The organism is Methanobrevibacter wolinii SH (assembly GCF_000621965.1).
GTDB lineage: Archaea > Methanobacteriota > Methanobacteria > Methanobacteriales > Methanobacteriaceae > Methanarmilla > Methanarmilla wolinii.
The window spans coordinates 147655-163372 of record NZ_JHWX01000007.1; the positions used below are offsets into that span (position 1 = coordinate 147655).

At 22.6% G+C, this 15718-nt stretch carries 12 protein-coding genes; 1 reads left to right on the top strand and 11 read right to left on the bottom strand.

The window, feature by feature from the left end; genetic code table 11:
* Window positions 1-1106 precede the first annotated feature (1106 nt).
* The 6 genes from T523_RS00625 to dcm form a co-directional block, all read right to left on the bottom strand.
* Window positions 1107-1979 (bottom strand): hypothetical protein, encoded by an 873-nt coding sequence (locus tag T523_RS00625; protein WP_042706917.1) that lies wholly within the window; start codon window positions 1977-1979, stop codon window positions 1107-1109.
* A 309-nt stretch (window positions 1980-2288) separates the two neighbouring features.
* Window positions 2289-2930, bottom strand: a complete 642-nt coding sequence (locus T523_RS00630; protein ID WP_042706918.1) for a zinc ribbon domain-containing protein — start codon at window positions 2928-2930, stop codon at window positions 2289-2291.
* Window positions 2931-3417: 487 nt separating this feature from the next.
* The gene (gene fdhD, locus T523_RS00635; protein WP_042706919.1) at window positions 3418-4248 is read right to left on the bottom strand and encodes a formate dehydrogenase accessory sulfurtransferase FdhD; all 831 of its coding nucleotides are present in this window, start codon (window positions 4246-4248) and stop codon (window positions 3418-3420) included.
* 875 nt (window positions 4249-5123) lie between these two features.
* Window positions 5124-6395, bottom strand: coding sequence for a DNA cytosine methyltransferase (locus T523_RS00645; RefSeq protein ID WP_042706922.1), 1272 nt, complete (start codon window positions 6393-6395; stop codon window positions 5124-5126).
* Window positions 6395-7516, bottom strand: coding sequence for a hypothetical protein (locus T523_RS09110; RefSeq protein WP_042706923.1), 1122 nt, complete (start codon window positions 7514-7516; stop codon window positions 6395-6397). The genes T523_RS00645 and T523_RS09110 overlap by 1 nt, the downstream gene beginning before the upstream one ends.
* Before the next feature lie 136 nt (window positions 7517-7652).
* Window positions 7653-8915, bottom strand: coding sequence for a DNA (cytosine-5-)-methyltransferase (gene dcm, locus T523_RS00655; protein WP_042706924.1), 1263 nt, complete (start codon window positions 8913-8915; stop codon window positions 7653-7655).
* A 101-nt stretch (window positions 8916-9016) separates the two neighbouring features.
* Here dcm and T523_RS00660 point away from each other — a divergent pair, with 101 nt between their 5' ends.
* Window positions 9017-10354, top strand: a complete 1338-nt coding sequence (locus T523_RS00660) for a Sau3AI family type II restriction endonuclease (RefSeq protein ID WP_052334577.1) — start codon at window positions 9017-9019, stop codon at window positions 10352-10354.
* Window positions 10355-10381: 27 nt separating this feature from the next.
* Here T523_RS00660 and T523_RS00665 read toward each other — a convergent pair whose 3' ends face one another.
* The 5 genes from T523_RS00665 to T523_RS00685 all read right to left on the bottom strand — a co-directional run bounded on the left by T523_RS00665 (window position 10382) and on the right by T523_RS00685 (window position 15276).
* A complete protein-coding gene (locus tag T523_RS00665) occupies window positions 10382-11044 on the bottom strand; it encodes a metal-dependent hydrolase (RefSeq protein ID WP_042706926.1) in 663 nt (220 codons plus the stop codon).
* A 34-nt stretch (window positions 11045-11078) separates the two neighbouring features.
* Window positions 11079-11774 (bottom strand): hypothetical protein, encoded by a 696-nt coding sequence (locus tag T523_RS00670; RefSeq protein ID WP_156929569.1) that lies wholly within the window; start codon window positions 11772-11774, stop codon window positions 11079-11081.
* A 58-nt stretch (window positions 11775-11832) separates the two neighbouring features.
* Window positions 11833-12276 (bottom strand): hypothetical protein, encoded by a 444-nt coding sequence (locus T523_RS00675; RefSeq protein WP_042706928.1) that lies wholly within the window; start codon window positions 12274-12276, stop codon window positions 11833-11835.
* A 46-nt stretch (window positions 12277-12322) separates the two neighbouring features.
* Window positions 12323-12595: a hypothetical protein gene (locus T523_RS00680; protein WP_042706929.1), complete on the bottom strand. Its 273-nt coding sequence runs from the start codon at window positions 12593-12595 to the stop codon at window positions 12323-12325.
* 194 nt (window positions 12596-12789) lie between these two features.
* Window positions 12790-15276 carry a carboxypeptidase-like regulatory domain-containing protein gene (locus tag T523_RS00685; protein WP_042706930.1) on the bottom strand — a complete coding sequence of 829 codons (2487 nt, stop codon included), beginning with the start codon at window positions 15274-15276 and terminating at the stop codon, window positions 12790-12792.
* Window positions 15277-15718 lie beyond the last annotated feature (442 nt).

Here is a 15718-nt window from a genome sequence, read left to right on the forward strand (position 1 = left end):
AAATATCCAATGAAATTCAAATTAAAATAATATTAAACAATGAAATCAATGTAAATGGAAGAAATGAAAACATTTATGAAAAATTTAAAAATTCAAAATTAAGTAATCTAGAAATTATTGAAAGGAATCTTCCACCAACTAAATTATTAATTATAGATGGAAAAGAGATACTTCGTACATTCATTAAAGTCGATGACGATAATTTAATAATTCCAAATACCGAAATAGGCATATGGAATAAATATGAGGAGATTTCTAAAAACTATAGCAATATGTTTATCGACGATTTTTATAAATTAAAAGAGGATAAGATATAAATTAATTTCATGATAAATTAAAATTATTTTTAATTAAGAAAATTCATGAAAAGATTTTAATTTTTTTATATGATGAAAAATAACAATAGTTATATCCATGGCGGAAATTCGCGATTCTAAAATTGAAAATAAAAACTAAATAAAAATAGAATACAAATTTTAAATCTAAAGTATACTCAAGTAAATATACTGTTAAAAATTGTTTATTTAAAAATTTAAGATGAAACCGAATTTAAATATAATCATTCTTAAACATGAAATAAGTTTAAAACTATTAAAGAATAAATTATGTTTTAAATATTTATGTTTTAAATAAATATTACAAAAAATCCAACAAAAAAGAATAAACTATGTCTTAATTAAGAATTAAGACATAATTATTGTAGTTTATATATTTAAGGAAAGTTTAATGAAAATATTATTTTAATAAATAAACACTTTAAATAATTTACAAGGCGTTAAACTTTAAAAAGAATATAATAAAAACTAATTTAAATATGAGGTTTTAAATTTTGAAAGATCCAATCCCAATAATGTTTAAATTTTCATGAGGCATTAAACTTTAAAAGATTTAAATTTAATGATGTTTAAATCAGTTTATAAAATATCCTTATTTCAAAGTAGATAATCTAATTTATGAAGTTTTAAGTTTAATTATTAAAATTCATATCCCTATTTTTTTATTTAAAAATGAAAAATTTAGTTCTAAACTAGTAAGCCTAAAAGCTAAGCAAATAAAAAAATTTACTCACAAAACCAATAAACCTAAAAGCTAAGCAAATAAAAAATTCATATTCTTCTAAGTACTAAACCAATAGCAGCTAATGCAAATAAGAGGATATACAAAGGATTTCCTGTATTATATAATGTACCTGTATTTTTAACTGGATCTTTTAAAATATCGGTTGTATTATTTGTATTAGAATAGTTGTTTAATGTAGTATTATTATGAGATGTACTGTTGTTTGTAGTATTATTATGGATTGTAATGTTATTTGTGGTAGTATTATTTGTTTTAGGAGTCTCCCACCATAATTTAATACCCATTAATTCTTGAAAGTTATCCCTTACAGGATTAAAGAATTTAAGTTGATAATGTTCATCGCTTCCATTAACACTTCGTATAATACCAGTATCTGGATAGGATTTAACCATGTTTAAAATCTCTAAAACATAATCCCCTCTTGTTTTTCCATTAGTGAGTACATAATCAAAAAAGTTATTATTAGGCTCTAAAAGATTAGAGCTATCACTAATATTTAAATAATTATATCTTAAAAATCCTGTGATAATACCTTGGATATCACCATCAGATAGATTTTCTTTTCTAAACTTATTTACAAGCAAAGTCTTTATGTAATCATCTACAGATTGGTTTGTTATGGTATTTACAACTTTAACTTTACTGGTATTATGTTCAGTATAATTTATACGGTCATTATAATAAACATATGGACCATCCTTAGATGGGTTTATACAATATGCAGTATAATTATCACTAGTATAAGCAGGAAGATATCCATCCTCACCAACATGAACTACTTGGGTATCAACATTATCAGTTTCATTTGTATCTGAGACTGTAACATTAACTGCACTTATAGAACAAATACTCAACATTAATACGATTATACAAAAAATTGTCATTATTCTTCTCTTCATTCAAATTCACCTACTTTTTCTTATTTGAATTTTATAATATATACAAATTTTCTACAAAATAATCTTCAATTAGTTAAAAAATTCATAATAAAATCCATATTTTTTAATAAAATTTCAAATTTTATAAAATATTTTCAAATATTTTAGATAGAGGATCCAATAAAAGTTAATAAAAAATAGTAAAAAAGTGATAATAAAACCTAATAAAAAAATTAAAATTAACAAACAAACGAGCTGAAACTAAAAAATTAAAAAAAAAATTAAAATTAATAAATTTAAAAAAAATAGATAAAAAAATTCAATAGAATATTATGAATTTAAATTATAGGTAAATTTATCAATTAAATTCCTATTTCCATTAGAATTTTCTTTATATACAAAGACTTTCAAGTAAGATACTTTAAAGTCACCGGAACCTTTATGACCAAACATCACATCAGCAGTTTTACTTGTACCTGAAGTAATATTATCATCATAACAAAGAACGTTTAAAGCATTCAAACCAAAGAAATTTGCCATAACATCCAATTCTTTACCGTCAGAAGAATATGGATATACCTCAATAGTGACATCTTTTAGATCTTCTTTAGCTGTATAGGTTACCTTATAGGATTTTTCATATCCTTTATAATCATCAGAGTTAACAGTGTCACCACCAGTAGAATCCACAGAATTAATAGCAATTTTATGTGGCATTAAACTAAATTTCATTGAATCCACATCCCCATGAGAATTGTAATATGAAAATGCAGTTAATGAAACAACAGCAATGATTAATACAATGATAAGAATAGACAAAGTCCTTTTGTTATTCCTTTCAGGTTTTTTAGAACTGGTCCTTTTGATATTTGCCGAAGGTTTATCAGATAATTTATAACCACACTCTAAACAAAATTTGTCTTGTTCCTTTACTTCAGTACCGCAATTAGGACAATACTTAAAATCACTCATTGAAAACCCCCTTTCATAATTAATATTAAAAATAGAATGTTTATACCCTAATTAAAACTTTAAATAAATATAAACAAGTTTACTATTTATAATAATCGATATATAAAATTTTTTAAATAAATTTAAGATAGCACATATTCAAAACCAAGAAAATATTTAAAACCATTAATTAAGACATAACACCAAAACAAAAACCAAACAAAAACACAAAAAACAATAAAATAAAACACCACACCAAAACAAAAACCAAACAAAAACACAAAAAACAATAAAATAGGATAAAACAGTTTTTAGTATAAAAAAATAGATAGATTCTAGAAATTAAATCATTAAATAAAAAATTAACCAATCAACTACATGAAAAAACAACTAAAAATACAAGAAAATAAGTAAAAATGGAATTCTTATTCTAAAAAAATGCATGAAATTAAAAAAAAATTAATTACAATTAAAAATATAAAAAAATGGAAAGTATAGTTACCTATACCTATTTATCAAGATTCACCCTCTCTGGTGCAGTATATAGATTAAATCTATTATCACGTACAAAACCAACCATAGTAATATGGCCTTTTTCAGCAATATCATAACCAGATCCTGCAGGAGCAGCATTAGAAACTAAAATTGGAATTCCAACCCTAACCACCTTTATAAGCATGTCTGCGGGCATCCTTCCACTATAAGTTACATAACACCTGCTGAGATCATATCCCCTTTGTGCAGCAGCACCAATAACCTTATCCACAGCCACATGTCTACTTACATCTTCACGTGTAATATACTTATCACCATATACCAGTTGTGCCACATGAACACTTCCAGTAGCCTGCCAAACTTCTGCTTTCTCTCTTAGTCTTTTCATGTTTTTAATGATTTCACTTGCATCAACAGTCAAGTCAGACTCAACAGGTTCGATCGTTTTAAGTTCAGATCTCCATCCACCTGCACTATCTGACATTACCCCCTGATATTCAAGTAACCTACATGCACATGCATGTTTACATCCACCTTCCCTTTCCTGTAGAATATCCTCACTTTCAAAATCCGCCTCAGGAGTATGGCAAAGTTTAGTATGTATTGTTACATTTTTATCTTCAACTTCAATATCAATAATATCATCAATTGACTTTATTAAACCATCACCTAAACAGTATCCTATTATAAAGTCTTCAAGATCTGTTGGATAAGTTGAAAATTTACGTGGTGGAAGCAAATCTATATGGAAATATATATTTTCATCTTCTACAGTTTTCTCTTCAACTTTTCTATATTCTCCATTCTCCCATCGAATAGCAGGTATTTTCTTAATGTATTCCATAAAAATCAAACCCTTAAAAAAATATTATTAAATTATTATTTAACTATAGTTATATTTAAAAATTTCTTAATAAATTAATAAAAATAATAAAAATAGAATCTGTTGAAATTCTATTTTCTATAAAAATTTAAACAGTAGTTAATATTTGAAAATCAATTTTAAGAAAGTTTATTCTAAAAATTTTAAGGATTTCAAAAAAACATCTAATATTAATGTAATATTTTTATCTTTCCAATTTAAATAACTTAAAAATTGATTTGCTGAATTAAAATAATTCTTTATCCCATTACAAAATTTACATTCATCAATGAAAAAAAATATTACTATATCATTAATATCAGTTTTTCTATTTTTATTATATGTTTCTGCAGTAATAGACAACTTCAAAAAGGAGTTAACATTGAAATTAATTTATCTCTTAATATTTCTCCATATTTTTCCATAATAAGTTCCATATAATTTTTCCCAAGATTTTATCTTTATTATAAATCAAATTTTAATAAATCATATTATTATTTATCTTAAATTTTTCATTATTAGAAAATTGTATATAATTGAAATAACTTACAAAGTAAACATATAATTTTTTCATCAGATTCATTGTATAAAAAAATAAGATATATACTTTCCTTTAGATTTACTTCCTATTTCTTTTTCAACATTACTTAATAATTTTCATTATAAACATCAATAGATATACTTTTTTTATAAAAATTTTAAAATGTGTATTACTGAAATCTAGTACATAGTCTTGTCAATTAATATATTTTCAATAATCTTTAAATCAATGATATTTATTCCCATAATAACAATCATTAAATTTTAAAAAAATATAAAACTGATTAAATCTTAATCATATATGTAAAATAATTAAACTAATTTTTATTATAATATTTATTAAGCAATTGTTTTACAGATTTTGCAATTGCCTGTGATAAAGCAGGAGGAACAGCATTTCCAACTTCTTCACAACGTTGTGTGTGGTTACCTACAAAAATATAATCATTTGGAAATCCTGTGATTGCTGCTGCTTCTCTGACAGTTATACTCCTATGTTCCTTCGGATGCAATGGAAAATTACTATGACCTGGAACTAATGTAGGACTTGGTTTATTACCATCTAACCTCATAGTACAACCTCTTGAATAGAATTTACTTATTTTTAAATCTTCAGGTAACTCATCCATATGGTTTGCGATATTGTCTCCTTCTGGTATATATTTAAAACGTTCAACTGTTTTAGGTGCATGATTCATAGGTTTATTATCAATGTCTTTTTTATTTGAATAATCTATAGTACTTAATGCATCATTTACTGTTCTTAAAGGTTTATATGTTTTTTTTAAATCATAAAAATCTTTATATTTTTTTATAAATTTTTCATCACCATATTCTGCTTTGGGATATTCATATTTAATATCAATATCATTTCTTACAGCAACAATAATCATTCTTTCTCTTTTAGTAGCTGCACCATAACAAGCAGCATTTAATATTTTATAATTTACAGTATAACCTAATTCATCATATAATCTTAAAATATCATCCATAACAGAAATTAAATAATTATTCTTTTTTAAATAACGTAACATTTTATTTTTTTTCTTTTTTATGACCTTACCTTTTTCTTCAAATTCTTTAGTTATTTTATTTTCTTTACGTAATTGTGCTTTTTTTCCCTTATAATTATCTAAAGATTGCCATAAATTATTAATTTTATTTTTAAGTTCTTCAGATGCATTTGATGATAAAACTTTAGCATTTCTTATTCCAGGAACATTTTCAATTATACTTACCTTAGGTTTTAATACAGACACAAATTCTAATTGTTTTCTATAATAATAATTTCTTTCATCATTAGGTGACCGATTTCCTGCTAAACTAAATCCTTTACATACAATTCCTCCAAATAGAACATCCAATTCACCAGGAGCCAATTTTGTTTCATTTAATATATCTTTAGGATTTACATCAACTATGTCTGTTTCATCAACAATAGCTGTTTTTTTAATTTTAGGGTTATTTTTTAATAATGTTTCTATTGCTACATGGGAAAAGTCATTTACATATTTACTTTCAAAACCTTCATTCTGGAATCCTAAATGTGATCCTCCAGCTCCTACAAATGTTTCACAAATAGTATACATTAAATACCTCCTTCAAAACGTTTTCTTAATAATTTTTGATAATTATTTATATAAACATAGGCTATACTAAATTTTTTTATTTTTTCTTCAATAATTTCATCTTTTAATTCATGAGGATTATAATTAAGTTTTCTTATTTTTTTTCTTGGTTCAAATGATATAATTCCATAATCATCTCTCATAATATTCAACCAGCTAGAAATATATCTTCCATCTGATTCTGTTAAATATAAAACATCCCTATTTTTATGATTTTTTCTAATAATATTAATAAATTCATGATTAGATAAATTTACTTCTTTATTATTTTTAAAACATTTTATTATTTCTTCAAAATAAGGTTCTACATAAGAATGATACATTTTAACCGCAAAACTTTCGTAATTATTTATCGCTAATTTTTTTCCAGCTTCAGTTAACAAATTATTTTTATTTGTTAATCCTAAATTTGAAATTGTTATAAATGCATTCCTCCAATTACCGTTATTAATAGTATTTGTTTTAATTAAAAAAACTTCGGATTTTATACGATCAACTTCAGTTAAACCTATTTCTTCTTGTAGCAATAAAAACTTAATTAAAATATAATACTCAAAAATTCGATTATCCCTGAAATAATATTGTGATATTGTAACTAAATTGTCTTCATTCTTATTTTCTAATTTTTTTAAATCATTTTTATTAATTCTACGGATTGCATAATTATGTTCATTTAATTCATAAATAACTGTTGTTTCAGGATATTTAAATCTAGAAATATTAAATTTATTATTTTTAATAACAGAACTTGGAAAAAAATATATAGTTTTAAAATTATTATCATCATATTTGAATGATTTATGAGCTACATTTTTTTCAAAGAAATATTCATATTGAAATAATTGTCCAATTCCTCTAACATAATCTGTTAAATTAATATTTCCTGCCTTACATTCAATAATAGCTTTTATTGTTTTTCCTTGAATTACCGTGAAATCAGCCGTAATTCCATTAATATACTTATCTTCTGGAATAAAAGTTACATCCTCATTAATACCCAATAAACTTTTTATACCCTCTTGAACAATTTCATTATGATTTACTAAATCTTGAACTTCATTTTCTGATAAATATTTAGCCATATTATCCCTATTCTTTTATTAAATTTAATAATATTCATCATTAACTATACATAAAAACAGTTAACTCAATAAGATTTATTAACCTTTAGTTAATCAATAACCCATTATTAATTAAAAATAAAATTATAAATTCAATTTAATCTTCATATTCAATTATTTTTTGTAAATAATCGCCTAGACGTTCTACTATTCCTACAACTAATGCATTTCCCATTAAGAAATATCTTCTTCTTTCAGTCATGGATTTTTCAGGAACATTAGTCCAGTTATCAGGAAACATTTGTATTCTTTCTGTTTCAACTGGTGTAAGTGACCTATATTTTCCTGTTTGAATATCTTTTATTACATGGGTACTTCTATTTACTGTACTTTCACTTGTAAGCATTGTTCTTGCTGGTCTATCAAGATAATCTGGAAATGCTACTGCTCCTTCTGAGTAATTGTATTCATGACCTGCAGCGTTTTTCCTTTTAAGTTTTTTAGATCCTTTGAGATATTTAATTTTATCTAGTTTTTCACCTTTAAAGAAATATTTTTCATCTACAGAATTTTTTTCAATTAAATCTCCAAGTGTTGTATGATGTTTGCATTCTACTGGTTCTGTTTTATAAGTAGTAATATTTCCATTTCTCATTTCTCCAGAATTAAAGAAGTGGAATTGAAAATTATCACTTACTTCAAGAAGATTTTTATAAATATTTGTTGAGATATCTGTTTTTCCATGATTATCTTTTTCATTATATTTAATTGGGAAATTTTTAGCAAATATTCCATCATTATATATTATTTCTTTAGGAGTTTTATTTTTCATAGACTCATAATAATTTGTTGTGTTTTTATATGCAAATATAAATACTCTTCTTCTTTTTTGTGGAAAACCATATTCTGCAGCATTAATTACTCTCCATTCAACAGAATATCCATTTTCTAAGAAAGTTCTTAACATTATTCCAAAATCTCTTCCTCTTTGTGTTGATGGTGATCTAAGTAATCTATCTACATTTTCAAGAAGAACAAAAGGTGGTTGTTTTACTTCTAATACTTCAGCTATTTGCCACCATAATACTCCTTTTTTACCTTCAATTCCCTTTTCATTTGATAAAGATCGAGCAACAGAATAATCTTGACAAGGAAAACCTCCAACTAAAACAGTATGATTTGGAATTGCAGTTTTATCTACTTTAGCAATATCTTCACATACATGGTTTTTACTTTTACCAAATCTGTCAACATAACAATCAAATGCGGCTTGTGATTTAGTTGATGGTTCCCATTGATTAGCCCATACAAAGTTCCAATCATTATCTTCATGAACTTTACCGTTTTTTAGAGTTACATGGTTAAATCCACATCTAAATCCACCAACACCTGCAAATAATTCTACTACTGTTTTATCCATATAAAATTCTCCTTAATTATATATTAATATTTATTATTATATTATATAAAAATATAAAACTAGTAAATGAAAAGTAATATATAAATATTATAGGGATGAATATGAAATTCAAAAGTATTGATGAATTATTAAATTATACTGAAAATATTAAAGGAAAAACTTTTAAAGAAATAGATTCTGAGGGTTTGCTTGAGGGATACACAAATTTAAAAAGGAAAAAAGGATTACTAGGTGAAGTTGTAGAAACAGGTTTTTATAAATACCCTTTAAACAATAATCCTCAAGCTGATTTTGATGAAATTGGTGTTGAGCTTAAAGTTACTGGATATAAAAGAAGTAAAAAAGGTAAAATTTCTGCAAAAGAAAGAGTATCTTTGAGTATGATTGATTATAATTCTATTATAAATGAAGAATTTGATTTTAGTAAATTATTATTTAAGAACAAAAAAATATTATTAATTTGGTATGAATACGAAAAGGGAAAAGATGTTGGAGATTTTTTAATTACTGATTATCAGTTATATGATATGAGTAGAGATGAAAAAATCATAAGACATGATTTTAACATGATTAGAAATAAAGTCAGAGAAGGTAAAGCTCATGAGTTATCTGAAAGTGATACATCATATTTAGGAGCATGCACTAAAGCAAGTAAAGGTACAGATAGAAGATCCCAACCTTATTCTGATATTCCTGCAAAACCAAGAGCTTTTTCTCTTAAAAATTCTTATATGACAGGTATATTAAGAAGTATGTATTCAACTACCCAAACAACAATATCTAATAAATATAAAACAGTTGAAGAATACATATTTAGACAATTAAAACCATATATAGGTAAAAGCCAATTAGAAATTTATGAAAAAATTAAAGGTATTAAATATGAAAAAGAAAACATTCCCAAAAATATCAGTAAAAAAATTACTGATGAATTAATTGGTAAAGATGAGGATTTAGCTAAAAAAGATGATTTATTTACAAAAACTAAGTTTATAATTAAAAATTTACCTATTACACCTAAAAATAAAGCAAGAGAAAGAATGTCCTTTAGAACTTTAGAATTAAGTGAATTTGAAGAAGATTGGGAAAATTCATATTGGAAAAATTATTTTGAGGAAACTACAATATTAACTATATTATGGAAACAACCTACATATAAAAGTAAAAATGGAGAAAGAATTTTAGAAGGTGTTAAAAAAATTAATTTTAATGATAATGATTTTAAATCCTTTGAAAAAACATATAATTATGTTAAAAAAACAATAGAAAAAAGAGATGTTAATTTATTACCAACACCTAATACCTTTGATAATCAATATTTAGTTGTAGCACCAAAAGGTCAAAAAGGTGATGATGCATATAATAATTTCTTTAAAAATAATAAAACAAAAGTTGCTTTTATGTTAACTAAAGAACTTTTAAATAATAAAATTAGTTAAAAATTATTTAGATTCTTAAAAAAATAATTAAACATTTGTTGTATTATTGCCATAATTACTAATAATAATTGTACTAGTATGATTATTTTCATCAATATAAGTTATATTTTTTTGTTCATTATCTTTAATATTTATATTAATATTAGAATGAACAAAACTATAATTATTAACTTCATAATTATTATTTGAATCAAAACCATATAAACCAGGTAATATAAAACCTGTCCCAATAATTACTACAATAAGAACAAAAATTAAACAAACAGCAAAAGTCTTCTCTTTAGATGTTCCAGTTTTTATACGTAAATTATGTTTAATTGTAAATTTATAAAAATGATGAGTTAATGGATAAAATAATGGACAACCAGTGGGAGTAAGTAAATCCAAAAATATATGACTTAAAAATCCAACAAACATTGCAAAACCTATTATAATATGTTGAGGAATAATTTTTAAAAATATTATTAAAATAGGAATTAACAAGATAAATAAAGTGTGTAATTGTCTTTTATGTTTATCAAAAATAGTTATTTCAATATAATCCAATATTATTGAGAATATTATAATATATATTGAATACATTAAAATCTGCAGTTTATTAACTACAATATTAATAGAAAATATTTTAACAATATAAATTATAACAAAACCTAATAATAATCCATTAATTGCATGAGTATAATTTTTCATTTTAAATCACAAAAATAATCTAATAATAAAAATATTATCTTTTAACAAAATAATTTTCAAATTTATACCACGATGTTGAAATCCAAATAGCACCCAAAATTACAAATGCAGAAATATTATGAGTTAAAGTATAAGAAATTGAAAAATACATAGCACCTAAAATTAATGCAACTAAAATAAAAAAAGGTTGAGTTATATCAATAGCAATAATTTCATTGGAGTTTAATTCATAAAAATTAGAAATAATCAATTTGTTAATTTCATATTGAAATTCGTCACTGTAAGTATTTGCAATAATGTAAACATTTTTTAATTCAAAAAATGTTTCAAAAACTGGAATAGAATTTATTTTAATTTTATCAAAATTATCAAAAATTAAAATTATGGAATCATCAATGAATTCTGCTTTTTCATACTCAACAAAACCTTCAAAATTAAGATCTTTAAATAAATATTTTTGTGTTTCATCATAATATTGTATAAAATGATTTTTAAATAAATCAATAATAAAATCTAAACTTTTAGATGTAATATCTTTATAATTATAATCTAAATGAAAATAATGTACAATAATTTTCATAATATGCTTCGGATAATTTGGATATTTAATTCTAATAACAGAACCATATTCTTTAAATAATTTAAATATTAAATCTATATCGAAATCATATAACAAAACATATCTATGTTTATACAAGATATCAGGCAACTTTCGTAAATCTATATTCAATTATATCCCCACATCTAATTTAAGTAGTTTAAAACAGTTAAATACGAAAAATTTTTTATTAAATTAATAATTCTTTATTAACTTGATTTAAACAATTGACAAAAATCATTTTAAGAAATTTATCAGAATTATATTCTATAATAATTTGATTTTTTAATATTAAATTTTCTTTAGAATATTTTTTAATCCAATTATCCACATATAATGTTCTAAATATACCTATCTCAATTTCATTAATACAATCATAAATTAATTCCATATTAACAAAATTATCTGCAAAAAATATAAAACCACCATTAAATATAGTCCAATTTAAAGGGAAATTATATTTTTTATTTTTTAATGTTTTTAGCCATTTAGGATTTTTAATTAAAAAATCTTGAAACATAGAATTAAAACAGTTAATAACATATTTATATTGTTTTCCTTGAAAGTTTTCATTATAATAAATATTAACCCACCATTTATACATACTATGATTTTTAATTTCATATCTTCCCATATAAATCACCATGATTCATTTTAAAATAAAATTTTATAATAAACTTTTATTTTACTTTAATTTTCTCTTTATCAAAACCCAATTCATACAATTTATCTTTATTTTGATTATTACATATACATCGAACAATATTAATCTTACTTAATTCCATTACATATGGTTTAAAAGGCAAATGCAAAATATTATATTTAATAAAGTCTTGTTTAATATCATATATATCAAAGATATAAATCTGATTTCTATAATTTAATTCAATGAAAAATTGATTTTTATTTTCACCATTTATTTCCAATAATTTAATTAATTGATTAAAATCCATATTTTCACCTAATAATAAATCACAATTTTTACTAAAAAATAATAAATCATATTAATCTCATAATAAAAATTAAAAAAAGTAAAGTCAAAAAACTTTACTTTATAACAAAAAATATTATAAATACAAACTTATTTAGAATCTAATAAAAATTTATATAACCACCCAAATTATAATAAAATCATAAATACTTAAATTCATACAACACTAACTGTTTCTATAAAATTATCACATTTATAATTATTTCCTGAAGTAACAAGAACATTATAATTACCTTTTTTTAGAGTAATTGGAATTGTTGCAATACCATTTGAATCAGTATATTTATAATATGTTCTGTTATTAATTTTAAAGATAATATTTGCATTACTTACAATTTTACCATTAAAATCTAGAACTTTTACTTTATATGACTCATTTTGATGTAAATCTGCACCAAGGCTAGAAATAGTTATAGGTAATTTATTTATAGTTAAATGAGATACTGTTTTTGAACTAGAAATTCCTGTTGAACCTTTATATGTAATTACAACATCATATTTTCCAGAATTCATTTTAATTAAAATATTTGCTATTCCATTTTTATCAGTTATTTTATTGTAAGTTTTATTATTAATTTTAAAATTGATATATGCACCTGCAATTGATTGGTTATATTGATTGATAAGTTTTACAGATAATTGCTTGTTATCATTGTAATATTTAATCAAATTACTTGTTTTTAAAGTAGTTTTAATACTTAAAACATTAACTAATACATACTTTTTATATGCCTTATAACCATTATGTCCTTTGTATTGTGCTAAGAATTTATATAATCCTGGCTTAAGGTTAATATTTAACTTAAAATGACCATTATTATCTGTTTTTACATTATAATTAGTTTGATTAAGAATAATATTAAGATATGTATTTCTATATGGTGTTTCTTTTTTTGTTAAAGGATTTATAAGTATTAAATTCCCTTCAAGTTGACTGTTATTTCTGTAATACTTATTTAAATTTTTAATATCAATTCTTGTATTATATGAATTTATTGTAAGTAATATTGTTTTACTTGCAGATTTATATCCATTATTACCTTTATAATATATAACAACTTTGTATTTCCCAGGATTTTGTTTAATACTTAAATTAAAATTACCATTATTATTAGTTTTTACATTATACACTTTTTTGTTAATTGTTATTGTAATATAAGTATTAGCAAATGGTTTATTCTTTTTATTTACTGTATCAATTAATAATAATTGTCCTTTAATATTGTTATTATCATTATAAATTTTATTTACATTATTACAAATGATATTTGTTGAATATTTTAGGATTGTGACTGAAATTATTTTATTAACAGTATTATAACCAGTTCGTTGATAAGAAATTTTGGCATTATATTTTCCTGGATTAAAATTAATATTTAAACTAAAATAACCATTATCATCAGATTTTAAATTATATTTAGTTTTATTATTGAAAATTAAAGTTATATATGCTCCTTTAAGTGGTGTTTTAATTTTATTATCTAAAATTACTATTCTACCTTTTAAATTGCTTGCATTCCTATAATATTTAACTAAATTATTTATCTCTATTTGAGTTTGATGGTTTATTACTTGAATATTTACAGTTTTATTTGATGATGAAAAACCACCATACCCTTTATATAATATTAAAATATTATATTTACCTGTTATAAGGTTAATTGGTAAATTAAATTTACCATGAGAATCAGTAGTTTTATAATATTTAATATTTTTCAAAATAATTGTTACAGTTGCATTATTTATAGGTGTTTTATTTCCAGTAATTGGGTTTATTTTATAAAGGAATCCTTCAAGATTAGTTCCATTTCTATAATATTTAACAATATTATTTGAGACAATTAATGTTTTTAATCCAATAATTGTAATTGTTGCTTTTTTAGAAGATTTTTCATAACCTTTTGTACCATTAAAATTAACTATTACTGGATATTTTCCTGGATTTAAATTAATATTAATAGATATTATTCCTTTTTCATTAGATTTAGAATAGTACTTACGATTATTAATCATAGTAATAATATATGTATTATTTAAAGGGTTTTTATTTTCATCTGTAATTATTGCTACAAAATTAGTGTTATTACCATATAATTTTATTAAATTATCTGCTTTAATTGATGTTTTTAACTTTTTGATAGTAATCTTTGAACTTATTTTGGAAGGTTTATAATTATAATTACCATTATAATAAGCTGTCACAGTGTATATCCCTGCACCATTGGTAATAGGTAAACAAGCAAAACCTTCTTCATCAGTAACCTTATAATATGTCCTATTTGATATTATAATTTTAATATAAGAATTTATTAATGGATTTCCTTTATCATCAGTTAATTTAACAATATAACTTGAACCATCATTATAATCCATAATTAGATTATCTGCAGTCATTTTAGTATCTGTTTTATTATTAGTAATTCTAATTATTGCAGAACATTTACTTGTCTTAAATCCATAATAATTAAAGATACAATTAGCAACATAAGTTCCTTCTTTATTATATATTGTTAATTCTGCTTTATTATTTTGTATTGGTCTCCAATATGTATCATTACCAATATTAATACGAATATATTTACCTTCAACAGATTTATCTGATTTAATATAAACAATAAATTTAGATCCATCATGATATTTCATACTAAGATTATTAGCACTAAGTGAAGTATCAACTAAATTATTATTTGATGATAATCTACTAGAAGATTCTTCATATTTAGTATTATTATCAGAAATAATACTTTAGGGGCCTGAATTTTTGACTTGTTTTTGAGCCCTAATTTTTCTTATTTTTATAGTTTTAATTATTGTATATTCTTGTTTTGTAATAATACAATTGGAAAATTAGTAATTTAATAAAAAAAGGTCGTTTAAACCAATAAATTTAAATAATAAGTGCAACAAATATATATTTGGCGAAAAAAATGTTCCACAATCTAAATCTTGATAAAAACGACCCAAATTATATTATGTTGAATAAAATATTTAAAATTATTGGTTCTAGAAAATCAAAACAAATATTTTCCTCTAATGGTTTTAAAAACCTTAAAAAATTAGATACAGTAATCAAAACACAATTTAT